Origin of the sequence: Ralstonia sp. R-29 (assembly GCF_049913345.1) — a bacterium.
In the GTDB taxonomy this organism is placed as follows: domain Bacteria; phylum Pseudomonadota; class Gammaproteobacteria; order Burkholderiales; family Burkholderiaceae; genus Ralstonia.
The window spans coordinates 1,839,049-1,860,402 of record NZ_CP184378.1 but is presented as its reverse complement, the minus strand read 5'-3'; the positions used below and the strand labels follow the sequence as shown (position 1 = coordinate 1,860,402).

The 21,354-nt window shown below is 64.4% G+C and carries 22 protein-coding genes and 1 riboswitch; of the genes, 9 read left to right on the top strand and 13 right to left on the bottom strand.

From position 1 onward, the window contains the following. Nucleotides 1-291: 291 nt before the first annotated feature. The gene (locus tag ACN9M1_RS25535) at nucleotides 292-1,773 is read left to right on the top strand and encodes an AMP nucleosidase (protein ID WP_426399653.1); all 1,482 of its coding nucleotides are present in this window, start codon (nucleotides 292-294) and stop codon (nucleotides 1,771-1,773) included. A 131-nt stretch (nucleotides 1,774-1,904) separates the two neighbouring features. After that, nucleotides 1,905-3,464 carry a M20/M25/M40 family metallo-hydrolase gene (locus ACN9M1_RS25530; protein WP_426399652.1) on the top strand — a complete coding sequence of 520 codons (1,560 nt, stop codon included), beginning with the start codon at nucleotides 1,905-1,907 and terminating at the stop codon, nucleotides 3,462-3,464. A 74-nt stretch (nucleotides 3,465-3,538) separates the two neighbouring features. Here the strand turns inward: ACN9M1_RS25530 and ACN9M1_RS25525 are convergent, their stop codons facing one another. Both ACN9M1_RS25525 and ACN9M1_RS25520 read right to left on the bottom strand, forming a co-directional pair. After that, a complete protein-coding gene (locus ACN9M1_RS25525; RefSeq protein ID WP_426399651.1) occupies nucleotides 3,539-3,760 on the bottom strand; it encodes a hypothetical protein in 222 nt (73 codons plus the stop codon). Nucleotides 3,761-3,877: 117 nt separating this feature from the next. Then, nucleotides 3,878-4,669 carry a phytanoyl-CoA dioxygenase family protein gene (locus ACN9M1_RS25520; protein ID WP_426399650.1) on the bottom strand — a complete coding sequence of 264 codons (792 nt, stop codon included), beginning with the start codon at nucleotides 4,667-4,669 and terminating at the stop codon, nucleotides 3,878-3,880. 349 nt (nucleotides 4,670-5,018) lie between these two features. Between ACN9M1_RS25520 and ACN9M1_RS25515 the strand changes: the two genes are divergently transcribed. Continuing rightward, nucleotides 5,019-5,531: an acyl-CoA thioesterase gene (locus ACN9M1_RS25515; RefSeq protein ID WP_426399649.1), complete on the top strand. Its 513-nt coding sequence runs from the start codon at nucleotides 5,019-5,021 to the stop codon at nucleotides 5,529-5,531. Nucleotides 5,532-5,682: 151 nt separating this feature from the next. On the opposite strand, the gene ACN9M1_RS25510 is transcribed toward ACN9M1_RS25515, so the two are convergent. From ACN9M1_RS25510 to ACN9M1_RS25495, 4 genes are all read right to left on the bottom strand, one after another. After that, a complete protein-coding gene (locus tag ACN9M1_RS25510; RefSeq protein WP_426399648.1) occupies nucleotides 5,683-6,507 on the bottom strand; it encodes an alpha/beta fold hydrolase in 825 nt (274 codons plus the stop codon). Between the two features lie 12 nt (nucleotides 6,508-6,519). Further along, on the bottom strand, nucleotides 6,520-6,852 hold the full coding sequence (locus ACN9M1_RS25505; RefSeq protein ID WP_426399647.1) for a hypothetical protein: 333 nt from the start codon (nucleotides 6,850-6,852) through the stop codon (nucleotides 6,520-6,522). Between the two features lie 136 nt (nucleotides 6,853-6,988). Continuing rightward, nucleotides 6,989-7,774 (bottom strand): sulfite exporter TauE/SafE family protein, encoded by a 786-nt coding sequence (locus ACN9M1_RS25500; protein WP_426399646.1) that lies wholly within the window; start codon nucleotides 7,772-7,774, stop codon nucleotides 6,989-6,991. A gap of 240 nt (nucleotides 7,775-8,014) precedes the next feature. After that, nucleotides 8,015-8,791 (bottom strand): NAD(P)H-dependent oxidoreductase, encoded by a 777-nt coding sequence (locus ACN9M1_RS25495; protein WP_426399645.1) that lies wholly within the window; start codon nucleotides 8,789-8,791, stop codon nucleotides 8,015-8,017. 85 nt (nucleotides 8,792-8,876) lie between these two features. On the opposite strand from ACN9M1_RS25495, the gene ACN9M1_RS25490 reads away from it, so the two are divergent. Continuing rightward, a complete protein-coding gene (locus ACN9M1_RS25490; protein WP_426399644.1) occupies nucleotides 8,877-9,770 on the top strand; it encodes a LysR family transcriptional regulator in 894 nt (297 codons plus the stop codon). Between the two features lie 14 nt (nucleotides 9,771-9,784). Here ACN9M1_RS25490 and ACN9M1_RS25485 read toward each other — a convergent pair whose 3' ends face one another. Both ACN9M1_RS25485 and ACN9M1_RS25480 read right to left on the bottom strand, forming a co-directional pair. After that, a complete protein-coding gene (locus ACN9M1_RS25485; protein ID WP_426399643.1) occupies nucleotides 9,785-10,423 on the bottom strand; it encodes a LysE family translocator in 639 nt (212 codons plus the stop codon). Between the two features lie 127 nt (nucleotides 10,424-10,550). Then, nucleotides 10,551-10,997 carry a GNAT family N-acetyltransferase gene (locus ACN9M1_RS25480; protein ID WP_426399642.1) on the bottom strand — a complete coding sequence of 149 codons (447 nt, stop codon included), beginning with the start codon at nucleotides 10,995-10,997 and terminating at the stop codon, nucleotides 10,551-10,553. A gap of 314 nt (nucleotides 10,998-11,311) precedes the next feature. Further along, nucleotides 11,312-11,393, top strand: a riboswitch (cyclic di-GMP riboswitch). 60 nt (nucleotides 11,394-11,453) lie between these two features. Here ACN9M1_RS25480 and ACN9M1_RS25475 point away from each other — a divergent pair. Further along, entirely contained in the window at nucleotides 11,454-12,308 is an 855-nt protein-coding gene (locus ACN9M1_RS25475; protein WP_426399641.1) for a spherulation-specific family 4 protein, read from the top strand. Nucleotides 12,309-12,444: 136 nt separating this feature from the next. Beyond that, nucleotides 12,445-13,527, top strand: a complete 1,083-nt coding sequence (locus ACN9M1_RS25470) for a calcium:proton antiporter (protein WP_426400733.1) — start codon at nucleotides 12,445-12,447, stop codon at nucleotides 13,525-13,527. 59 nt (nucleotides 13,528-13,586) lie between these two features. On the opposite strand, the gene ACN9M1_RS25465 is transcribed toward ACN9M1_RS25470, so the two are convergent. Continuing rightward, on the bottom strand, nucleotides 13,587-14,966 hold the full coding sequence (locus ACN9M1_RS25465) for an FAD-containing oxidoreductase (protein ID WP_426399640.1): 1,380 nt from the start codon (nucleotides 14,964-14,966) through the stop codon (nucleotides 13,587-13,589). Nucleotides 14,967-15,156: 190 nt separating this feature from the next. After that, nucleotides 15,157-15,582, bottom strand: a complete 426-nt coding sequence (locus ACN9M1_RS25460; protein ID WP_426399639.1) for a hypothetical protein — start codon at nucleotides 15,580-15,582, stop codon at nucleotides 15,157-15,159. A 195-nt stretch (nucleotides 15,583-15,777) separates the two neighbouring features. Between ACN9M1_RS25460 and ACN9M1_RS25455 the strand changes: the two genes are divergently transcribed. Continuing rightward, a complete protein-coding gene (locus ACN9M1_RS25455; RefSeq protein ID WP_426399638.1) occupies nucleotides 15,778-16,287 on the top strand; it encodes a DUF1697 domain-containing protein in 510 nt (169 codons plus the stop codon). Between the two features lie 17 nt (nucleotides 16,288-16,304). Here ACN9M1_RS25455 and ACN9M1_RS25450 read toward each other — a convergent pair whose 3' ends face one another. Then, nucleotides 16,305-18,245: a hypothetical protein gene (locus tag ACN9M1_RS25450; protein WP_426399637.1), complete on the bottom strand. Its 1,941-nt coding sequence runs from the start codon at nucleotides 18,243-18,245 to the stop codon at nucleotides 16,305-16,307. Between the two features lie 125 nt (nucleotides 18,246-18,370). Then, entirely contained in the window at nucleotides 18,371-19,222 is an 852-nt protein-coding gene (locus tag ACN9M1_RS25445; RefSeq protein WP_426399636.1) for a c-type cytochrome, read from the bottom strand. 135 nt (nucleotides 19,223-19,357) lie between these two features. On the opposite strand from ACN9M1_RS25445, the gene ACN9M1_RS25440 reads away from it, so the two are divergent. Beyond that, nucleotides 19,358-19,960 carry a DJ-1/PfpI family protein gene (locus ACN9M1_RS25440; RefSeq protein ID WP_426399635.1) on the top strand — a complete coding sequence of 201 codons (603 nt, stop codon included), beginning with the start codon at nucleotides 19,358-19,360 and terminating at the stop codon, nucleotides 19,958-19,960. 74 nt (nucleotides 19,961-20,034) lie between these two features. Continuing rightward, the gene (locus tag ACN9M1_RS25435; RefSeq protein ID WP_426399634.1) at nucleotides 20,035-20,493 is read left to right on the top strand and encodes a lysozyme inhibitor LprI family protein; all 459 of its coding nucleotides are present in this window, start codon (nucleotides 20,035-20,037) and stop codon (nucleotides 20,491-20,493) included. A gap of 9 nt (nucleotides 20,494-20,502) precedes the next feature. Here ACN9M1_RS25435 and ACN9M1_RS25430 read toward each other — a convergent pair whose 3' ends face one another. Further along, the gene (locus ACN9M1_RS25430) at nucleotides 20,503-21,288 is read right to left on the bottom strand and encodes a 5'-methylthioadenosine/adenosylhomocysteine nucleosidase (RefSeq protein WP_426399633.1); all 786 of its coding nucleotides are present in this window, start codon (nucleotides 21,286-21,288) and stop codon (nucleotides 20,503-20,505) included. Nucleotides 21,289-21,354 lie beyond the last annotated feature (66 nt).

The window sequence follows — 21,354 nt, the reverse complement described above, 5'->3', positions numbered from 1 at the left end:
CGCCCGCACCGGTCTGAGCGGGTACAGGGTCTGGCGACGCTGCGCGTGAGAGCGGGCCCGAATGGATGCGTCCTGCGTCCATGGCGGTCTTTCCTTCATCAATGTGCGGTGGCAGGCTGGTTAGTCCAGCCCGCCCGAAGAGGGTCCAAGCTAATCACGCCACGCGCTGCACCGTTCCATGCCACCGCGAAGCGGACGCCCTCAGAGCGAAATCGAGAAGGCCGTGTGAAGCCGGGGCGGCATCTCCATAGCGGTATCTATCGGGCACAAAACGCCGGTATCATCGAAAACATGACTGATACCCGCGCCACCACCCATCTCTATCCCGCGCACGACCTGGCGATCTGCACCGACGCCAACACCGCCGTCGAGCGCATCACCGCCATCTACGAGCGCTCCGCACAGGCGATCCGAGAGCGCTTCCACGCGTTTGCGCGAGGCGAGGATTGCAGCGAAGACCTCTCCGCCTGCTACCCCTACCTCGGCATCACCGTCGACCCGAAAACGCTGGTGAGCGATGCGCGGCCGGCGTGGGGGACGGTGGCGTATCCGGGGGTGTATGGCACGACGCTCACGCGGCCGGATCTCTTCCGCGAGTACTACCGTGGCCAGATCGAGCGCCTACTGCACTATCACAACAGCCCCGTGGTGGTGGGCGTGAGTAACCGGCCGATTCCGCTGCCCTTCGTGGTGGAAGCGTCCACTGTGGACATCACGCCCGAGCAGGCACGCGCGCTGGGTGGCGCGTTCACGCTGCCCGACTTGTCGATGATTGACGACTCCATCGCCAATGGCACCTACCGGCCGGTGGGCGACGAGCCGCAACCGCTGTCGATGTTCACCGCCGAGCGCGTCGACTTGGCCCTGCAGCGCCTGTACCACTACACCGCCACGCACCCGAAGCACTTCCAGCGCTTCGTGCTGTTCACCAACTACCAGCGCTACGTGGATGAGTTTGCCGCCCTCGGCCGCAAGCTCATGGAAGAAGGCAACGACGAGGGCTACGTGCGCTTTGTCGAACCCGGCGACACCGAGCACGAACTCGGCATGCCCGCCCCCGATGATGCACACCGCATCAAGGGCCTGCCGCAAATGCCTGCCTACCACCTCGTGCGCGAAGACAAGCTGGGCGTGACGCTGGTGAACATTGGCGTGGGCCCCTCCAACGCCAAGACCATCACCGACCATCTGGCCGTGCTGCGCCCGCACTGCTGGATGATGATCGGCCACTGCGGCGGGCTGCGCCGCTCACAGCAACTTGGCGACTACGTGCTCGCCCACGCCTATGTGCGCGACGACCACGTGCTCGACCAGGACCTGCCGCCCTGGGTGCCCGTACCGCCTATCGCCGAGATTCAAGTGGCGCTGCAGGAAGCCGTGGCGCGCATCACGGGGCTCTCGGGCGCGGACATGAAATCGCGCATGCGCACGGGCACCGTGGTGTCCACCGACGACCGCAACTGGGAGTTGAAGTACCAGGCGCTGTACACGCGCTTCAACCAGTCGCGCGCGATTGCCATCGACATGGAAAGCGCCACGATCGCTGCCAACGGCTTCCGCCTGCGCGTGCCGTACGGCACCCTGCTGTGCGTGTCGGACAAGCCGCTGCACGGCGAGTTGAAGCTGCGCGGCATGGCCAACCTGTTCTATCGCCAGCGCGTGAGCCAGCACTTGGATATCGGCATGGAAGCCGTACGCCTGCTGCGCGAGAACGGCGTGGAAACGCTGCACTCGCGCAAGCTGCGCAGTTTTGACGAGCCGGCGTTTCGGTAACCCAGCACATCGAACGGCATGCCTCGGGCAGGCGCGTATTGAAACGCTACTGATCCCGAGGACATGCGGGTTGGCAAAACGATGGCATGTCTGCAGACTGCGATCGTTCCCAGCCACTCGCGAGTGTTCCCATGCCCCTTCCGTTCGCCCCTGTCCGAAAACTGCCCTACCTCGCCGCGCTGCTGGCGCTCGGGGCCACGAGCCTGACCGCCGCTGCTGATCTCTCGCCAGCGGATGCCGAACGCTACGCGCAGGCCACCTACCGCGATTACTTCGAGTTGCTGTCGTTGCCCAACGACGCCATCGCGCCGGAAGACATCCGCAAGAATGCCGACTGGCTGGAACAGGCCTTCCGCAAACGCGGCTTCACCACGCGGCAACTGGCCAACAACGGCAAGCCCATGCTCTATGCCGAGCTGCCCAATGCCGATGCCAAAGCCGACGCCGCGCGCAAGACGGTGCTGTTCTACATGCACTTCGATGGACAGCCGGTGATTCCCGCGCAGTGGGCGCAGAAGAGCCCGTGGACGCCGGTGCTCAAGCGCAAGAATGGGCAAGGTAGCTGGGAAGAAATCGACTCGGCCCAGCTCTTCAACGGCCCGCTGGACCCGGAATGGCGCGTGTTCGGCCGGGCTTCCGCCGATGACAAGGGCCCAATCATGATGATGCTTGCGGCCATCGACGCGCTGAAGGCCAGCGGCACCCAACCGGCCGTCAACGTCAAGGTGATTCTGGACAGCGAGGAAGAGAAGGGCTCGCCGTCCATCAGCCAGGTCATGCAGGCCAACCGTGATCTGCTGCGCTGCGACGCCATCGTCATCCACGACGGCCCCATGCACGCCACCAACCTGCCGACGCTGGTGTTTGGCAACCGCGGCGCCGCCGAGGCCAAGCTCACCGTGTACGGCGGCAAGGTGCCACTGCACAGCGGCCACTACGGCAACTACGCGCCCAACCCCGCACAGCGGCTGGCGACCCTGCTGGCCAGCATGAAGGATGACCAGGGCCGCGTGACGGTGCCGGGCTATTACGATCACGTGAAGATCAGCGAGGCCGACCGCAAGATCATGGCGGCCGTGCCCGATGACGAGGCCACGCTCAACAAGCGCCTCGGCATTGCGCATGCCGACAAGGTCGGCGCGAACTACCAGGAGGCGATGCAGTATCCGTCGTTGAACGTGCGCGGCATGGCCTCTGCCGCCGTGGGCGACAAGGTGGCGAACATCGTGCCCGACAAGGCCGTCGCCGAGCTGGACCTGCGCACCACGCCCGATTCCACCGCCGCCTACCTCGGCAAGCAGATCGAACAGCACATCGTGCGCCAGGGCTACCACTTGGTGAAAGACACGCCCACCGACGAAGAACGCAGCCGCTACGACAAGCTCGCCACCTTCTCGTACCAGAGCGAAGGCGCAGACGCCGCCGGCTCGCCCATCGACGCTGCCGTCGGCAAATGGGCGTATCAATCGCTGACGGACAGCTTTGGCGCCACACCCGCGCCGGTGCGCATCCGCATGATGGGCGGCACGGTGCCCACGGCAGAAATCGTGCGCGTACTGCGAGTGCCGTTTGCGATCATTCCGCTGGTGAATGCCGACAACAATCAGCACGCCGCCAATGAAAATCTGCGCATGGGCAATTACGTGAGTGGCGTGCGCACGATCCACAGCCTGCTGACGCATCCGCTTTGAGAATGTGAGCGGATCGCGCACAGCAAAACGCCCGCTGCATGGCGGGCGTTTTCTTGACCGGCGTGACCGGTGCGCTAGTGCGGCAAGCTGGATAACCGGTGCTCGGCCAGCAGCACGCTGGCGCTGAGGGCAAGCTGGGCGGAGACAAAGCCCTCGGGCATTTCAATGTCTTCCCAGTCGCAGACGACATGGCCTGCCCGGCAGACCTGGAAACGCGCCGTCCAGCGGCGGTCGTCACGTTGCAGCGGATCAATCAGGATCACATGCGGCCCGTGGGTCACTTCCTGAATCGGCATGGTTTTCCCCGTGTGTCGTTGTTGGACGTCCACCTTAGCAAAGGCACGTGACACAAATCTGTCCGCCGCGCACCTACAAACGGGTGAAGGCAAACGTTGGAGCCCTACCCAGTCACCTCAGCCGACCAGTGGATCGGGGCGCGCCGAAGATCGCGTATTCGGCAGCGGGTAATTGTCCGGCCCGTAGTAAGTGAACACGGCGGAGAACTTGACCGCACCCGTCTGGTTGGCGCGCGCGGCGTGGAAGGTGTTGCAGTGGAACAGGAGCACATCACCCGGCAGCAGCGGTACCGGGCGCGCCGTGTCGATCAACTCGCGGTTTTCGGGCACGTCGGGGCGCAGGAAGAGCTTCTCGTCGAAACGCTCAGCGGGCAGCTCGAGCGTGTGGCTACCGGGAATCACCCACAGGCAGCCGTTGTCGACGGTCTCTTCGACCAGCGCCAGCCACGATGACACCAGCGCATTGCGCGCAAACGACCAGTAGCGGCTGTCCCGATGCCAATGCGTGGCCGTGCCGAACGCCGGGTGCTTGGTCATCACGCAATTGTGGTGTGCCAGCGAAAGACGCACGGGGCTACCGATCAGTTGCGCGATCGCGCCGGCCACGCGTGTATCGCGTGCCCATTCCGTATACGGCGTGCCGCGCGAATCGGCATCGAGCAGGCGGCGCACGGTATGGCCGCCTTCGGCCTCGCGCGAAGTTGGCGCACCGGCATAACCGACATCCGTTTCCAGTTCCACCGGCGCCGCCGCGTGGGCCAGCGCATCCTGCGCGGCGGACAGCAATGCGGCGCACGCCTGCTGGCTGGCCAGCCCACGCAGCACGAGGTAACCGTGCTCGTTAAAGAAGGTTAGCTGTTCAGCGGAAAGCGGATGCGCGTGGGGGGGCTTGGAAGCGGGCGCGGTCATGGCGGAAAGATCGGTCAGAGACGGCGAAAGACAAAGAGTGTAGCGCGCCGCCCCTCCACGTGCAGACCCAGCGCTGCATCAAAGCCGCCGGGCCTGCGCAGGATCAAACGATGCTCACGCCGGCTGCGGCGCAGTCACGGTCAGCGCACCGTTGATCTGCTCGGCAATGAAACGCACCTTGCTGCCGACCCGCACCTTGGTCAGCATGGCCGAACCCACTGGTGTAGCGCGGTGCCATCAAATTTCGCGCGATATCGCACAAGATGCGCCGGGCACGGCACAATGGCACGCTACTGCGTACCCATTTCTGCGCACCGCTTTTCCCCATCCTTTCTGTTTCAACGCCCCCATGAATACGCAATCCCACCAGCTCAGCATGACCGTGCTGATGACGCCCGACATGGCCAATTTTTCCGGCAATGTGCACGGCGGCCACATTCTCAAGCTGCTTGATCAGGTCGCCTATGCGTGCGCGAGCCGCTATGCGGGCCGTTATGTGGTGACGCTGTCGGTGGACCAAGTGGTGTTCCGCCAGCCGATTCATGTGGGCGAGCTGGTGACGTTCCTGGCGTCGGTCAACTACACCGGCCGCACGTCGATGGAAATCGGGATCAAGGTGGTGACGGAAAACATCCGCAACCAGGTCGTGCGCCACACCAACAGCTGCTACTTCACCATGGTGGCGGTGGACGACAACGGCAAACCGGCCGATGTGCCACCGCTCACGCCCGCCAACGCGGAAGAAAAGGAGCGCTTTGAGGCTGCCCAGCAGCGCCGCGCCCTGCGCCAGGAAATGGAAGCGCGGCACAAGGCCATCAAGGCCGCCTATGGCACGCCGGGTACATCCGATACCGTCAGCTAAAAGACACGGGCACCAACGCTGCTTGCCTACGCAGTCAGCAACGAACGCCAAACCGCGTGGCGCCGCGATCGGGCATCGTTATCCACAGGCTTACCCACCGTTTCTGTGGATAACGCCCGGCGCTTGCGCAAACCCGGCCGAGACAATGGCCTCAACCGGCCGCGCCACAATCGGCACCCAAATCGTGCAGAAAGGCGAGCACCGCCTCATTGAACAACGCCGGGCGCTGTAACGGCGCAAAGTGGCTCACACCCGGCAGCTGCACCAGCCGTGCGCCAGGAATAGTCGCGGCAAGATACTGCGCGTGCTCGGACCGGATGAACTCGTCGTGCTCGCTGTTTGCAATGGTCACGGGCACGCGAATCGCTGCCAACGCCTGTGCGGTGGCATTCGGCTGCGTCTGCATCATTGCGGTGACGGCGGCGACAAAGGCATCGAAATCATCGGGCGTGGCCGACAAGGCTGTGTAGTCCTGCCGGTGGCGGCGAAAGCAGCGGTCAATGACGGGCGTGGGCTGGAAGGGCTTGGCCCCGCTTGGGTCCATGTTGCAGCCAAAGAAGAACACGCCGCTCACCCGCTCGGGTGTCTGCATGGCGAGCGTGAGCGCAGTGCAGGCACCATCGCTCCAGCCAATGCATGCGGCGCGCTCGATGCCGATGGCGCCCATGACAGCGCGCACATCGGCGGCCATGCGTTCGTAAGAGTAGGGCTGCGCATCGCGCGTGCTGCGGCCATGGCCGCGGCTGTCGATGACTGTGGGGCGGTAGCCAGCGGCGACCAGCGCCGGCACTTGGTATCCCCAGTTGCCGCTATGGCCCAGGCCGCCGTGCAGCAGGATCACCGGCGCGCCGGCACCGAAGGTTGCGTACCAGAGGCGCGCGCCATCGTGCGCGACATGGCCGTGCTGCACAGCGGCAGGCAAAGATGCTGCGCCGTGGGCTTCGAAGTGAAGCAGATCATCGTCGAGCATGCCCACGCCAGCCTCCTGTTAGCCCGCGTAACCCAGCGCCGCAAACTGCTGCTTGAACCACCAGTAGCACAGCGCCGCCACCACCCCGAAAACCGCCACGAGCCCCCAACCGATGGGCGTCAGGCGCTTGTTCTGCGCGTCGCGATAGGCCAGCTTGTCGCCGCCCACCAGAAACGCCAGCCCGAAAACCAGGCACGCCGGCACCAGCACCATCGCCTTGAGCGAGTAGCGCACTGATGGCGCGCCGGCCTGGGCCTCATGCAGCGGGCCGAGAATGAAGAACCAGCCGATTGCGGCGCCAAGGATGAGCGTCAGCACGCCGCCCAGACGGGTCTTGAGATCTTGAGACATGGGAATTCCGAGAGATAGCTGGACCGGCGGTGTGGGATCAGGCCGCCGGTATGCCCGCGAGAATAGGCAAGCCGCCGCACCGGCGCAACTTGTGTTAAGCGCGTTAACACTCGCACCCCTCTTCAGGAAAGCGCGGTCACGCTGGTTTGACCAGCAACATCACCAGCGCCGTGCCCAGCAGCACCGCACAAAACGCCAACCGCAAGCGCAGCGCAGAAAACCGGTGCGCCAGCGCCACGCCCCAAGACACGCTCGCGATACCGCCAATAGCCATTGGCACGCCCGTACCCCAGTCCACGTGCCCCGCGTGGGCATACGTAGCCAGCGCGATCAACGTGCCCGGCACCACCAGCGCGAGCGCCATGCCCTGGGCACGCGTCTGCGCCATGCCGAAGAACGACACCAGTGCCGGCACCACCACCAGCCCGCCACCCACGGTGAAGATGCCCGACATGGCGCCGCTGGCAATGCCCATCAGCGGCAGCGCGGCGGTTGGCATGGCGTGGGGAGCAGCGTGGTCGGCTTCGTGTGCGGCACCGGCCTTGTCCTTGAGTTGCGAGGCAAAGTACACCGCCAGCACGATCAAAAACACCGCAAACGCCGTATGCAGATGATGCGCGTCCAAGCCTGCCGCAAAGCGCGCGGCCACATACGTCGCCGCCATCGAGAACACGCAGATCAGCGCCACCGAGCGCAAATGCACCGGATGCCGCTGGTGATACCGCAGGAAGCCGATCAGCACGTTGGGCGCAATCATCACCAGCGCGGTGCCCTGCGCCAAGTGCTGATCCATGCCGTACAGATAGCCGAGGATCGGGATGGCAATGAGCCCGCCGCCAATGCCCAGCAGCCCGCCCGCCACGCCCAGGCCCATGCCGAGCAGCAAGTTGATCAGACCGGTGAGGACCGCGTGAGACGTCATGCCAGTGTGCAATGCGAGGAAGGAACCCAGACGGAGAAACAAACACGGCGGCGCGCCATGTTGAACACAGCGCGCCGCCGGAAGGTCGAGCGGGAAATTGTAGCGTCAGGGCTTAGAGCCGCTAACAAAACCCAGCGAAGCGGTCCTGGCTAGGCGCGCCGACGCAGACAGTACAAGTCGTACCGAATGTTCGTCACTGCGGGAGGCGCAACGACGCCAGGAGGGTTTTGCTAGCGGCGATTAAGCGATGTGCGCGGCGAAGCCGGATTGGTTGGCGGCAACGTCTGCCCGCAGCGTCAGCGCGGGAATCTCGTAGTCGCCAGCGTTCTGCCGGCGGAACGGAATCGGCGCGGTGGTGAACAGCGTATCGAGCCGCTGGCCGAGTGCCTCCGTCATCTGCTGAAAGCGCGCTGGGTCGGTGCGGCCGGTGCGGTAGGTCACGAACGGCGGCAGCACATCAAAGCCGGGGTAGTACAGGATGCCGTGCTGGATCGGAAACAGGATGTCGTCGATCGGGCCGTTGATGCCCCGCGCGCTGTAGTGCGATTCCCAACCGCCCGTGGTGACGATCAGCATGGCGCGCTTGCCCGCCAGCGTGCCTTCGCCGTAACGGTCGCCCCAATGGGTGTCGGAGTGCTCGCCCACGCCATAGGCAAAACCGTAGGCATACACGCGCTCGACCCAACCCTTGAGGATGGCCGGCATGGAAAACCACCACAGCGGAAACTGCAGGATCACCGCATCGGCCCATTGCAGCTTGGCTTGCTCGGCGGCAATGTCGGCGGCTTGCAGGCCATGCTCGAAGGCGTACTTGGAATCGAGCGATGGATCAAAGTGCGGGCCAATCGGCGCAACGGTGCTGTCGGCTGCATCCAGTACGGCCTTCCACTGCATGGCATACAGGTCAGACACCTGTACGGTGTGGCCCGCGGCCTCCAGGCGCTGCACGGCAAAATCCTTGAGCGCGCCATTCAGCGATTTGGGCTCGGGATGGGCATAGACGATCAGAACATTCATGGTGGCAACTCCCAGATGAGATGACCCCAGAATGCAGGCGGCGCAGGTATATTGGAAATGAATGTTCAATATTCCAGCCATAGCCATGAATAATCTCAGACGACTGGACCTCAACCTGCTCGTCACGCTCGATGTGCTGCTGACCGAGCACAACGTCACGCGTGCGGCAGAGCGGCTGAACTTCTCGCAGCCCTCGGTGAGTGTGCATCTGGCTAAGTTGCGCGCCATCTTTGGCGACCCGCTCCTGCTGCCCGGCCCGCGCGGCATGCGCCCCACGGCACGCGCCGAAGCGCTGCGCGAGCCGCTGCGGCAGGCACTCGAAGCGCTGGAGCAGGCCGTCGCGCCCACCAGCCCGTTCGAGCCCGCCCAGGCCACCAACACCTGGCGCGTCGCCGCCACCGACTACGGTGAATCCACCATCGTGCTGCCCGCGCTCAACAGCCTGCGTGCCACCGCCCCCGGCACGCGGCTCGCTGTGCTCGAGTTGGTGCCGCCGCGCATCGAGAAGCAGGCCGAGCAAGGCGAGATCGACCTGGCTTTTCACACCACCGATGGCGCGCCGCTCGGCCTGCGCCGCCGCACGCTTTTTACGGAGCGCTACGTACTGGTCGGCCGCGCCGGGCACCCGCGCCTCAAGCGCAAACCCACGCTCGCACAGTTCTGCGCGCTCGACCACGTGATCGTGTCGCCCGATGGCGGCGGCTTCTTCGGCGTGACGGACGACGCGCTCAAGGCCACCGGCGCCACCCGGCGCGTGGCGCTGTCGGTGCCGCACTTCCTGTTTGTGATGACGGCGGTGGCCAGCACCGACCTGGTGGCGATGCTGCCCGAGCGGCTCATGCGGGGGGCGACTGCGTTACAGGCCGTCGAACCGCCCGTGGAAGTGCCGGGGTATGAGATGTCGATGCTGTGGCATGAGCGCGTGCATCGGGACCCGGCCCATCAGTGGTTGCGGGACAGGATTGCGGCAGCGGTATAGAGACCGCCCCGCGCTCACAACCCCACTTTGGGTGCCGTCAGGATCAGGCGCAGCCCGAGCGCTGCAATCGCAACAGCGGCCACGCGGTCTACCCAGGCCTTGGCACGCAGGTACATCTCGCGCGGCACGCGACTCGAAAAACACAGCGCGACGATGGTGTACCACCCGAACTCCACCAGAAACACCAGCGGCGGCAGCGCAAAATAGCACCACACCGGCGGGTGCTGCGGCAGCAGGGCAGCAAAGATACTGCCGTACCAGATCGCCGTCTTCGGATTGCTCAGTTGCGTGGTGATGCCCGTCCAGAACGACTTGTGTGCGTTGCCAGCCGGCGCTGCCGCCCGCTCGTCCATCGCAATCGGGTGGGGCGCGCCACGCCAGATCTTCCAGGCGACATAGACCAGATAAGCGCCACCGGCCATCTTCAGGCCGATGTAGAGCCACTCGACGGCCTGCAGCAGCGTGTAAAGCCCCGCCAGCGCAAGGCCACCGAAGAACAGCGCGCCCGCGCCCATCCCGAGCGCCGTGGCCAAGCCATCGCGGCGCGACAGGCCAATGGCATTGCGCGCGACCAGCACAAAGCTCGGCCCGGGGATCATCGCTCCGAGCAGCAACGCAACAAGAATGGCGAATACAGCAGCAGATGCGGTCATCGGGGTCTCCTTGGGAGTGGCGCGATATGCGCGGTAGAGGATTCTCGCACGCGGTCTCCGCAACTGCTTGCCGCACGCCAGCGCCGCGCGGCCCAAGGCGAGATGCCGTTGGACCGATTGCCAGGACTTACCGCAAATCACACCGCATGCACAACGCCGACGTGCGCTCTGCATTGCGGAAGACCGCCGAAGCCCGCACCTCGGGCGGCGCCTTCTCTACCGGAAACAACGAGAAGCCCCAGCGCGCAAAGTACGTTGGCGCGGTCGTCGTGAGCAGATAGGCTTCACGTGCGCCCAGGCCACGCGCCCGCAGCAGCAGCGTTTCGATCAGTCGGCTGGCGACGCCGCGATCCCGGTAGACCGGGTCGACCGCTGCCGAGCGCACCACGATGGACCGACCGCCCTGTTCCGACGCCGCGCAGCCGATGATGCGGCCCTTGTCCAGCGCCACATGAAACGCCTCGATGCTGTCCTGGGTATCGTCCGCTGGCAGCCCGCAGCGCCGGAGGAGCGCGGCCACCTCGCTCCAGTCGTCTGGGGATGCCTGGCGTAGCTGGATCTCGTCGGTCTGCATGTTGGATGGTGCCTCCGTGAGCGCCCTCGCAGGCAGGACGTTGCTGCGGCACGCTTTTCTGACTATCCAACAATATAGGTGTTGCCTCTGCCGGCGTCAGCGGGTTTTGGGTGGTGTGGCGCAGCGCGGGCACGGATACGAAAAAGTCCATGCGTCTTTTTCCGCACGTCAATGGTCGGCACGGCGGATAGGCATGCGGCGTCGGTTTCCGACAACGTTCACAATCATTGACTGTGCGTTTGCGCAATCTGTGTTTGCTGCACAGACATGGCCCCGGTAGAGTCTCCGCCTAATGGGCTTGGGGTTTTGGCTCAGGAGAAGTTTGGCAAAACCGGAGTGATCCGGCGACGCAAAGCTATAGGGACTTCCATCGGGGGAAGTCAGCCAGTTGCCCGTTGACCTGCAATGGCGGCGGGCCAATTGACACGCAGATTCAGCGTGATCAGGAGGCACACCATGAAAACAACGAAAACAGGTGGGCGCACGCCCACATTTGCCGCAACACTCGTAGCATCGCTGGGGGGCAGCGCAAAGGCCAAGCTGGCGCGCATCGCATGTTCCGCCATGGCCCTGGTGGCCGGGGCGATTGCCGGCGCACCGCTGGCGCAGGCCGAAGGGCTACTGGTGCCGGCGTATATCTATCCATCCGGCACCGGCGCTACACAGTGGAGCACGCTGGCCGCCAACGCCAAAACGGTGCCAACCACCGTCATCCTCAACCCCAACAGCGGCCCGGGCACCACGCAAGACGCCAACTACGTCGCGGCGGTGGCCAAGGTACGTGCCGCGGGCGGCAAGGTGATCGGTTATGTGTCGACCTCGTACGCGCAGCGCCCGCTGTCGGCCGTGGTGCAAGACATCAACACCTATCAGGCGCTGTACCAGGTCGACGGCTTCTTCATCGACGAGATGACCGACGATAGCGTGACCTCGAACGTTCAGTTCTACCAATCGGTCTACAACTACATCAAGGGACTGTCGACCGCCTACACCGTCACGGGCAACCCTGGGACCAACGTGCCGGAGATCTACGCCAGCCTGCCGGTAGCCGACCAGCTCGTGGTGTTTGAAGACGCCGCCAAGTACTACAAGTCGTACGCGCCGCTGGCGTGGCAGGCCAATTACCCGGTCAGCCGCTTCGCGCATATCGTCTACAGCGCGTCTTCCACGCAGATGCCGACGTTTGTGAAAAACGCGTCCGCGCTGGGCGCCGGCGCTGTGTATGTCACCTCCAAGGGTCTGCCGAACCCATATGGCGCATTGCCGGGCTACTGGAGCCAGGAAGTGTCGGCCGTCTCTGCCGCAAAATAATCGCCGCAAAATGATGTGAGGTTTTGCCGCCGGGGCAAGGAAGTCCCGGCGCATGCTTTATAGTCGGGGCCACTTCCGCATTCCCCTCCGCCCGCTGCTGCTCGCGGGCCTTGAGGACAACAACAAGGAGAACTCCGTGGCCCTGACTTCCAACAAGCTGCCTGCCTGGACCATCGCCGGCCCCGTGTTTGCGTGGGCGGTCCTGGTGGCCGGCACACTCATGACACCGCCTGGCTGGTTGATCGCGCTGATGGGGCTGGCGCTGGCCGGCGCCGTTTTCGCCGCCGTGCACCACGCCGAGGTGGTCGCGCACAAGGTGGGCGAACCGTTCGGCACGCTCGTGCTGGCCATTGCCGTGACGGTGATCGAGGTGGCGCTGATCGTCTCCGTCATGCTGTCGTCCGGGCCCGAGAAGGCCGGATTGGCGCGCGACACGGTGTTTGCGGCGGTCATGATCATCTGCAACGGCATCGTCGGGCTGTGCCTGTTCGTGGGTGGCCTGCGCCACCGTGAGCAAGCGTTCCAGGCGCCGGGCGCCAATGCCGCGCTGGCCGTGCTGGCTGCACTGGTGACGTTGACCATGGTGCTGCCCAACTACACCAGCTCCACGCCGGGGCCGGTGTTGACACCTTCGCAGCTCGGCTTTGCGGGGGTGACGTCGCTGGTGCTATACGGCTGCTTCGTGATCGTGCAGACCATCCGCCACCGCGATTACTTCCTCGCGGAAGGCTCGAACGAAGACGTACACGCCCCGCCGCCGCCCACACGCATCGCCCTGTCGAGCACGGTGCTGCTGATGGTGAGCCTGGTGGCCGTGGTGGGGCTGGCCAAGATCCTGTCGCCGTCGGTAGAAGCGGCGCTGCTGAGCGCGGGCGCACCGGCAGCGGCGGTCGGTATCGTCATCGCGGCGCTGGTACTGTTGCCTGAAGGTCTGGCGGCCCTGCGTGCGGCCAATGCCGATCGCATTCAGACCAGCCTGAACCTGGCGCTCGGTTCTGCGCTGGCCAGCATCGGGCTGACGATTCCCACCGTGGCGGCCGTGTTCATCTGGATCGGTCGGCCGCTGGAGCTGGGCCTCGGGCCGAAGGAGATGGTCCTGCTTGTGCTCACGTTGATCGTGTCTGCGCTCACGCTGGGCAAGGGCCGCACGACCATTCTGCAAGGCGTGGTGCACCTCGCGATCTTTGCGTCGTACCTGTTTCTGTCGATCGTGCCCTGAGCGGAACGTCGGCTGCAACAGCGACATCGGGCGCCGGACTGGCGCCCTTTTTATTGGCGCTACGACACAGGCTGCATCTCCTGCAACAGCGTCGGCACGAGTTCAGACACGGTCGGGTGGATGTGCATGGCGCGGCTGATCGTGGTGTAGGGCGCCTTGGCGTACATCACGTCCAGCAGCGCATGCACGACCTCATCCCCACCCACCCCGAAGATGGACGCACCCAGAATCTCGTGGCTCTGCGCATCGACCACCACGCGCATGAAGCCTGCGCTCTCGCCCTTCTCCACGGCGCGCCCGACGCGCGTCATCGGGCGGTGGCCGACGAGCAGCTTACGGCCGGATTGTTTGGCCTCCGCCAGGGACAGTCCAATGCGCGCCAGCGGCGGATCGATGTACATCGCATACGCGGCAATGCGGTCCGACACCTTGCGCGGATCGTTGTCGAGCAGGTTGGCCGCAACGATCTCGTAATCGTTATATGACGTGTGCGTGAAGGCGCCGCGCCCATTGCAATCGCCCATGGCCCAGATGCCGGGCACGTTGGTGCGCAATTGCTCGTCCACCCGGATATAGCCACGCGCATCCGTTTCAACGCCGGCCTTGTCCAGGCCAAGATCATCGGTATTGGGCACGCGCCCCACGGCCATGAGCAGATGCGAGCCTGAGACTTCGCGCGCACCGCCGCCGCAGTCCAGCCCGACGACCACGTTGTCCGCCTCGCGCCGCACGTGCAAGCAATCGGCACCGACCTGCACATCGATGCCTTCGGCCTCCAGAATCTCGCGCACGGCCTGGGATACGTCTTCGTCCTCGCGCGCAATCAGGCGTGGGCCCTTCTCGATGATGGTCACCCGCGAGCCAAAACGCCGGTACATCTGCCCGAACTCCAATCCCACGTAGCTGCCGCCGATCACGATCAGGTGCTCGGGTAGGAAGTCCACGTCCATCATGGTCGAGTTGGTGAGATAAGGCACCGCATCGAGCCCCGGCATGGAGGGAACCAACGCGCGCCCACCGACGTTGATGAAAATGCGCTCGGCCTCCAGCACGTCGTCACCCACGCGCACGGTGCGTGCGCTCTCAAAGCGCGCATGCCCCTGGAAGACCGTACCGTGCTCGAGGCCGCGCACCCACTGCTCGACGCCATGGTTGGAGCGGCCGGAAACCTCGTCCTTGCGCGCCTTCACGCGTTGCATATCCACCGTGACGGTGCCATTGATGACCACGCCATAGTCGGCAGCGCGCCGGGCCATGTGCGCTGCATAAGCGCTCGCCACGAGGGTCTTGGTTGGAATGCAGCCGGTGTTGACGCAGGTGCCGCCAAAGCGGCCGCGCTCGACGATCGCAACCTTCATGCCTGCGGCGGACAGGCGCGCGGCCAGCGGTGGCCCAGCCTGGCCGGTGCCGATGATGATGGCGTCGAAGCGTTGCGTCATGGTGGCCTCCTGGGTAGCAGCATCGATCCATGGTAGACCGCCTGCGCGGGAACGGCAGGCGGAACCACAACCACGCTTCAACGATGTGCTGGAGGAAGCCGTGCGCGTTGCACGCAATCAGCCGAGCGGCTGATGCAAGGAGGGCAAATCTACGCAACCGGGAGCACACGGGCTCCCGGCGCAGGCCACATCAATGGCGATGATGTTTGCCGTGACGACGGCGACCATGATCGCCATGGTCCGAGTACGAATTGCGCTGCACGTTGCCGCCCAGTGCCGCACCCGCGCCGCCGCCCAGGCCCGCGCCAACGATGCCGCCCGCATGACCGCCCATGGCGTTGCCCGCAGCCGCGCCCACGCCGCCGCCCAATGCACCGCCCACAATCGCGCCCTTGCGCTCGCGGCCGTTCGCCGTCAACGCGCCGCCGGCACCGCCGCCAATCGCACCACCCACGATGGAACCGGTCTGGCCGCCGATCGCACCACCCACGGCCGCACCACCCGCACCGCCCAGTGCGCCTCCCAGCGCATTGCGCAAATCATCGGCGGCTGCCGGCAGCGCCGTCAGGCCGGCGAGCGTTGCAATGACCAACGTCGGGGCAATTTTCTTCAACATGGTGAGTTCTCCTGATACGCAAATGCCGGATGCACGCCCCGTTTGGTGGGCTCACCCTGGCTCAATGGATGTGCGGCGGAGAATACCGGGCGCATGGCGTCTCGGGTTATACATTCCCGTCAAACCAGTAACAAAATGTATTCAAATATGGGCGATTGCTCAGTTGACAGACAAAACAAGGAGATTTTTCGCCCTATGCCGACCTATGTCGCCTTTCTGCGCGCCGTGAATGTTGGCGGTACCGGCAAGCTGCCGATGGCCGACCTGCGCGCCATGTGTGAATCCATCGGCTTGACGGGTGTGCGCACCTACATTGCGAGCGGCAACGTGGTGTTTCAGAGTCGGCTGTCAGAAGCCGCGGTCAAGGCGAAGCTGGAGCGCTGCCTGGAGGACTACGCCGGCAAGCCCGTCGGCGTAGCGGTGCGCACGGGGGCGGAACTGGCGGCGGTGCTGGAGGCGAATCCCTTCAAAACGGCAGCACCCAACCGCACCGTCGCCATTTTTCTGGATGCCCCACCGCCCGCTAACGCATTGGCCGCCGCCACGGGCCGCAAGACCGAAGAGATGGCGCTGGGCACCCGCGAGATCTTCGTGCACTACGGCGACGGCATGGCGGACTCCAAGCTGAAGATTCCCGCGGCAAAAACCGGGACGGCACGCAACATGAACACCATCGCCACGCTGGTTGCGTGGGCGATGGGGTAAATCAGGGAAGACGTGCGCTACTGCGTCTCGCGTGCAGTGAATGCCTGAATCGGACCACCACGCAACGGCGAGACACGATCTGCAATGCGCGCATGCACATTGGCGGTCGGATGTGCGGAACCGCTAATCCAGTCGACCTTGAGCAAATTCGAGCCCTCTTGAACGCCGATCCCCGTGAGGAGTGCATCGACGCCGTATCGCATGCCACGGGAACGTGTGGCGTCATACGCGTCGAATTCGGACAAGCGGGCAAACTGTTGCGCGTCGGAATACGCCGGGCGTGCCCACCACCTAACACGGTCTCCGGAAGCGCACCCGTCCCTTGTGCAGGCTGTAGACACGGCACAGTAGTCAGCAGGCGTCGCGCCGCGCTCGAACGCTAGTTGGCTGTCCAGGCGCTGCCACTGCAGACTGCGAGCGGCTTCTGCCTGGACCTCTTGTAGCGGTTGGATGAAATCCGCTCGAATAGAGTTGTAGTACGGCTTATTGATGCCGAAAAGGTGATTGGGGTTATGTGTCTTCTGTTGGACGAATAATTGGAACGGCGAATTGCCATCCCGGGTGCGGGCGTTGCATTGGTCGAGATTGGTTGGCGAACCCAACGTTGGGTCTGGATACTGCAAGAGCGTGACGGATTCGGGTGTGATGTGTAGTCCGCTCAACACACTAGCTAGGTCGCCATATAACGATGGGAGCGCAACGCGGATCTTGAGTCGCGCGTCTTGAGGCGCAACAACGTGACCGACCTGTTTCTCCACATCGAGACCAAACTGGCGAAAGATGTGCGTGACCAGATTGCCACCAGCATTTGGCGGAAAGAGGAGCCACTTGACGACCGGTCCGAAACCAACATCGTTTCCGCCAATCGACAACAGCACTTGGTCGGGCCGCCGCTCAGGTGCATCGCAGGTGTACAGCTCAACGTCACCAAAATAGGTCTGGTCCTTGGACAGTCCTGGCATTGGGGGGAGCGTTGTCTTGTTGTGCTGATGTACTGCGCGCTCGTCGCACATGAGCAGCGCGAGAGCATGCTGCTGCGACAGCTTGAGCCGCTTCTTGTAGTCCTGTGGCTGGGGGCGCCCCGATGCTGGATCGGTATTCCATAGCCCGGGAGGCAGTTGATAACCGGCTCCGCCATCGCGAGTGCCTTCGCTACGTTGTACAAGATACGGCGCGTGAACTCCTGGCGGGTCCGCCTGCGCCCTCAGGACGCCGTCATAGACTTCCGCCCCCGAGCAAGCAAATGAGGCGAACTGAACGACTTCGTGCGGATTCTCAATCGCTTGCTTCAACGCAGCCAGCGCCGGCCACGAAAGCAAGGATCGATGACAAGCCTCGTCCCACCATTGCGCACCGCTGACAACGAATTTCTTCGCATTGTTCTGCGTGAACCAGCCCTGACTCGCGACAAGGTCAGCCAACTTGGCGGGATGATCAGGATTGCCTTCACCGGATGCGAACGAATCGCCCAGCGCGACGATGAATCGTTCCGCAATCTTTGGCTCCTTCAGAGTGGCTCTGACTCCATTGGCTGCGGTCGCCGTCACCGTGAAGGCGGCCCCGGCCTGAATCTCCAGCTTTGGGCTCGCAGCACAACGAGAGCTCCGAATCGGTGTGCCATTGACGGTCCAAGCGCATTCCATGTCGCCCGGGACGCCGACCAACCAAGCCTGAATCTGATGCGTTGACCGAAAAAGCATGGCTTTGTCGTAGGTGCCAGTTTCCGGTCGCCAAGCGGTCTCTTTGGGGCCGACGGGCAACAGCGGCGCTACGGTCGACGCAAACCCTGGAGTGTCAACGAACGAGGATGCAGAAGCACCGCTAGGCCAATGCTCGACAATCCTTTGAAATGCGTCAGCGTCCCGAAACAGCGGGAATCGATCGAGAACCGACCATTGAATCTCAGCTGCCCATGCAGATTGACCCATCAACAGAGCGCAGCCGAGCATCACGTTCATCGCACGTCGTTGCATCACGCCCCCCCAAGGTGGATTTGTTTCGTTCTAGTCGGTCGGCGGGGGTATCGCTGCCCCTCGGTCGGGGGGACGCCGGCAACCGCGTACGTGCCGTGCCGAACTGGCTGTCAATGCCCGGCCGCCGCCTTGTGCTGCGCCATGTGGTGGAAGTACGCCAGCAGATCGTTGAGTTGCGCGTTGGACAGCGTCTTCTCATCAATGGCGGACATGCGCGCGTTGGGCCACCAGCGCAGTGACTGCGGATCGCGGATGAGGTGGCGCAGCTTCTCGTCGCCCAGATACTCAACGGGGCTATACGGCACGTTCAAGTCGGGGCCCAGGTTGGCATCGCCCGCGCGGTTGAGCGTGTGGCACGAGAAACAAACCCGCTGGAAGGTGGCAAAGCCGCGCATGACTGGTCCGTCGGCGGGCAGGCCCGCGGCGGGGCGGATGGCGGCAAAGCGTTCGCTCGGCAACGCGGCCACGTCAATGCGCACGATGTTGTACGTCCACAGGCTCTCGTTGACCAAGGCCGCCTTGCCCGCCGGCACCGTCCAGATCAACCGGAACGGGCCAATGTCCTGCCCCTTGAGCGTGGGCCACGGGGCGTCCCGGTCTTCCACCGCCAACCAGGCGCGCGGGCCGTCGGCGCGATCGGCCAGCAGCATGCGCATCGGCAGGTGCGAGACATAACCATCGCTGGCTGCCGTGGTGGCGCTGGCATCCGGGCTGGCCGGCTGGTCCTTGAAGAACTCGGTGACGGGCACCGCCTTGAAGGTCAGGCGGCGCTTGAGGTTTTCGTCTTCCACGGTCACGTCGACCAGGCGTGAGTTGTGCAGCAGCGCCTCCCGCGTCCACACGCGCGCCTGTCTGCCAACGGCGACGGTGATCGTGGCAATTTCAGCTGCGTGGGTGGTGGTGTTCAGCGCTGCGCAGACGCAGATCGCCCATGCTGTGATTGCCTTCAGCCAGTGCTTCATAGGTTCTCCCGGTGGCAAAGCCATTGATTGGTGTTGTTGGGGTGTGAGTGTATTCAAACCAGCGGAAGGAAGTGGATCGCACTCGCCCAGCGCCGTGGCATGCTGGCGTTCTCAAAGCGCCCTGCCAGGAATGCCATGCACATCGCCATCCTCACCTTCGACGGCTTCAACGAACTCGATTCGCTCATTGCCCTGGGCGTGCTCAACCGCATTAAGAGGCCGGACTGGCGCGTGAGCCTGTGCTGCCCGCAACGGGAAGTCACGTCGATGAACGGGGTGACGGTGCATGCGCAATCGATGCTGGAGGACACCCGCACGGCAGATGCCGTCCTCGTCGGCAGCGGCATCCGCACGCGCGAGGTGGTGGCCGATGCGGCGTTGATGGCGCGCCTGGCGCTCGATTCGTCGCGTCAATTGATTGGGGCACAGTGCTCGGGCACGTTGGTACTGGCCAAGCTGGGGTTACTCGGCAACGTACCAGCCTGCACCGACCTGACCACCAAACCCTGGGTGCAGGAAGCCGGTGTGGAAGTGTTGAACCAGCCTTTCTACGCCAGCGGCAATGTGGCGACAGCGGGTGGGTGTTTTGCCGCGCCGTACCTGGCGGCCTGGGTGATTGCGCGCACGGAAGGGATCGACGCGGCGGCGGAAGCACTGCACTACGTCGCGCCCGTCGGCGAGAAAAAAGCCTATGTCGAAAACGCCCTGCGCAACCTGCGGCCTCACCTGCCCGGCTGATCGCGGAGGCACTGGCTAGCCGATAGACTGGCAAGTCCTTCAAACCGCGCGGACACGCGATCAGGAGTGACCTCTTGAACACGCTGACGACACTGAAGACACTTGCCCTGCCCATTGCCGTGGCGTTGCTGACCCACAGTGCCGGGGCCTTTGCGGCGGAGAGCCTCGCCAACGGCATCAAGCGCCGTGCACCGCAGGGCATCACAACGCGCCTTTATGCCTGCGTCGACAAGGCGGGCGACAGCCCAGACGCCATCGGCGCATGCCTGTCTGCCGAGAAAGCCGCGCAGGATGCGCGACTGAACACCGCGTACAAGACGCTGCTGGGCACGCTCAATGGCAATGCGAAAGACGCGCTGATGAACGCGCAACAGGCGTGGCAGGACTTCGATACCAAGACGACCGCCCTTGAATCGCGCATCTACAGCAACGGCGCGCTGAATGACCTGCAGCGCCTGGAGAACACCACCTTCCGCCTGAGCGAGCGGGCCAATGCGCTCGAGAAATATGCCGCTGCGGCGAAAGCGCAGTGACCCCGCGCCTCAAACCACGTTCGCCATCGACAACCACTTGCGCAAAATCGCCACGCTGTAGCGCGAGTCCACCTGCGCGATGAACTGCATGAAGTCCACGCTGGCCGCGTCATCCGCGCGGTCGGAAATCGTTCGGATGGCGGCAAACTGCACGCCCCACTCGTGGCACACCTGCGCGACCGCGGCGCCTTCCATTTCCACCGCCAGCGCATCGGGCAGCGCCTGGCGCAGGATGGCGCTTTCTGCCGAGGTGCAGACGAAGCGGTCTCCGCTGATGATCAGGCCGGTATGCACGCGCGGCGCGCTGATGCCAAACGCGGCCATGACCTCTGCGCCCAGCAAGGCTTGCGGGTCCGCCAGCACGGCGTGTGTGCTGTCCAGCAGCGCCTGGACGAGTGCGGTATCGGCAGGAAAACGCGCCACGCCGGTCAGGGGAATTTCCCAGCGCGGGAACAGCGGCGAGGCATCCACGTCGTGCTGCAGCAGTTGCGCCGACACCACCACATCCCCCACCGCCACCTCGGGTGCGAGCCCGCCAGCCACACCGGCAAACACCACAGCCTGCACGTTGAAATGCGTGATCAGCGCCACCGTGGTCGATGCGGCCGCCACCTTGCCCACGCGGGAGAGCACGACCACCACGGCGCGGCCGTCGAGATGGCCGGTCCAGAAATCGCGGCTGCCGATGCGCACGCATTGCGCGTCGGACAGCAGCGTGAGCAGTTCGCTGATCTCCTGATGCAGGGCGGCCACGATGCCGATCGGGCCATGTGATGGGGCGGGCGGGATGTGCATGCGAGCGGGGGCGTATTCGAGAAAAACGCCATTGTCGCCGCAATCCGCCCTGCCCCTTCGAAGTGG

Coding starts and splice junctions, on each gene's coding strand:
- ACN9M1_RS25535 (WP_426399653.1), top strand. CDS start 292: ATGACTGATACCCGCGCCACCACCCATCTCTATCCCGCGCACGACCTG.
- ACN9M1_RS25525 (WP_426399651.1), bottom strand. CDS start 3,760: ATGCCGATTCAGGAAGTGACCCACGGGCCGCATGTGATCCTGATTGAT.
- ACN9M1_RS25465 (WP_426399640.1), bottom strand. CDS start 14,966: ATGACGCAACGCTTCGACGCCATCATCATCGGCACCGGCCAGGCTGGG.
- ACN9M1_RS25490 (WP_426399644.1), top strand. CDS start 8,877: ATGAATAATCTCAGACGACTGGACCTCAACCTGCTCGTCACGCTCGAT.
- ACN9M1_RS25480 (WP_426399642.1), bottom strand. CDS start 10,997: ATGCAGACCGACGAGATCCAGCTACGCCAGGCATCCCCAGACGACTGG.
- ACN9M1_RS25520 (WP_426399650.1), bottom strand. CDS start 4,669: ATGACCGCGCCCGCTTCCAAGCCCCCCCACGCGCATCCGCTTTCCGCT.
- ACN9M1_RS25430 (WP_426399633.1), bottom strand. CDS start 21,288: ATGCACATCCCGCCCGCCCCATCACATGGCCCGATCGGCATCGTGGCC.
- ACN9M1_RS25450 (WP_426399637.1), bottom strand. CDS start 18,245: ATGAACGTGATGCTCGGCTGCGCTCTGTTGATGGGTCAATCTGCATGG.
- ACN9M1_RS25485 (WP_426399643.1), bottom strand. CDS start 10,423: ATGACCGCATCTGCTGCTGTATTCGCCATTCTTGTTGCGTTGCTGCTC.
- ACN9M1_RS25505 (WP_426399647.1), bottom strand. CDS start 6,852: ATGTCTCAAGATCTCAAGACCCGTCTGGGCGGCGTGCTGACGCTCATC.
- ACN9M1_RS25440 (WP_426399635.1), top strand. CDS start 19,358: ATGCACATCGCCATCCTCACCTTCGACGGCTTCAACGAACTCGATTCG.
- ACN9M1_RS25500 (WP_426399646.1), bottom strand. CDS start 7,774: ATGACGTCTCACGCGGTCCTCACCGGTCTGATCAACTTGCTGCTCGGC.
- ACN9M1_RS25495 (WP_426399645.1), bottom strand. CDS start 8,791: ATGAATGTTCTGATCGTCTATGCCCATCCCGAGCCCAAATCGCTGAAT.
- ACN9M1_RS25455 (WP_426399638.1), top strand. CDS start 15,778: ATGCCGACCTATGTCGCCTTTCTGCGCGCCGTGAATGTTGGCGGTACC.
- ACN9M1_RS25530 (WP_426399652.1), top strand. CDS start 1,905: ATGCCCCTTCCGTTCGCCCCTGTCCGAAAACTGCCCTACCTCGCCGCG.
- ACN9M1_RS25460 (WP_426399639.1), bottom strand. CDS start 15,582: ATGTTGAAGAAAATTGCCCCGACGTTGGTCATTGCAACGCTCGCCGGC.
- ACN9M1_RS25445 (WP_426399636.1), bottom strand. CDS start 19,222: ATGAAGCACTGGCTGAAGGCAATCACAGCATGGGCGATCTGCGTCTGC.
- ACN9M1_RS25515 (WP_426399649.1), top strand. CDS start 5,019: ATGAATACGCAATCCCACCAGCTCAGCATGACCGTGCTGATGACGCCC.
- ACN9M1_RS25475 (WP_426399641.1), top strand. CDS start 11,454: ATGAAAACAACGAAAACAGGTGGGCGCACGCCCACATTTGCCGCAACA.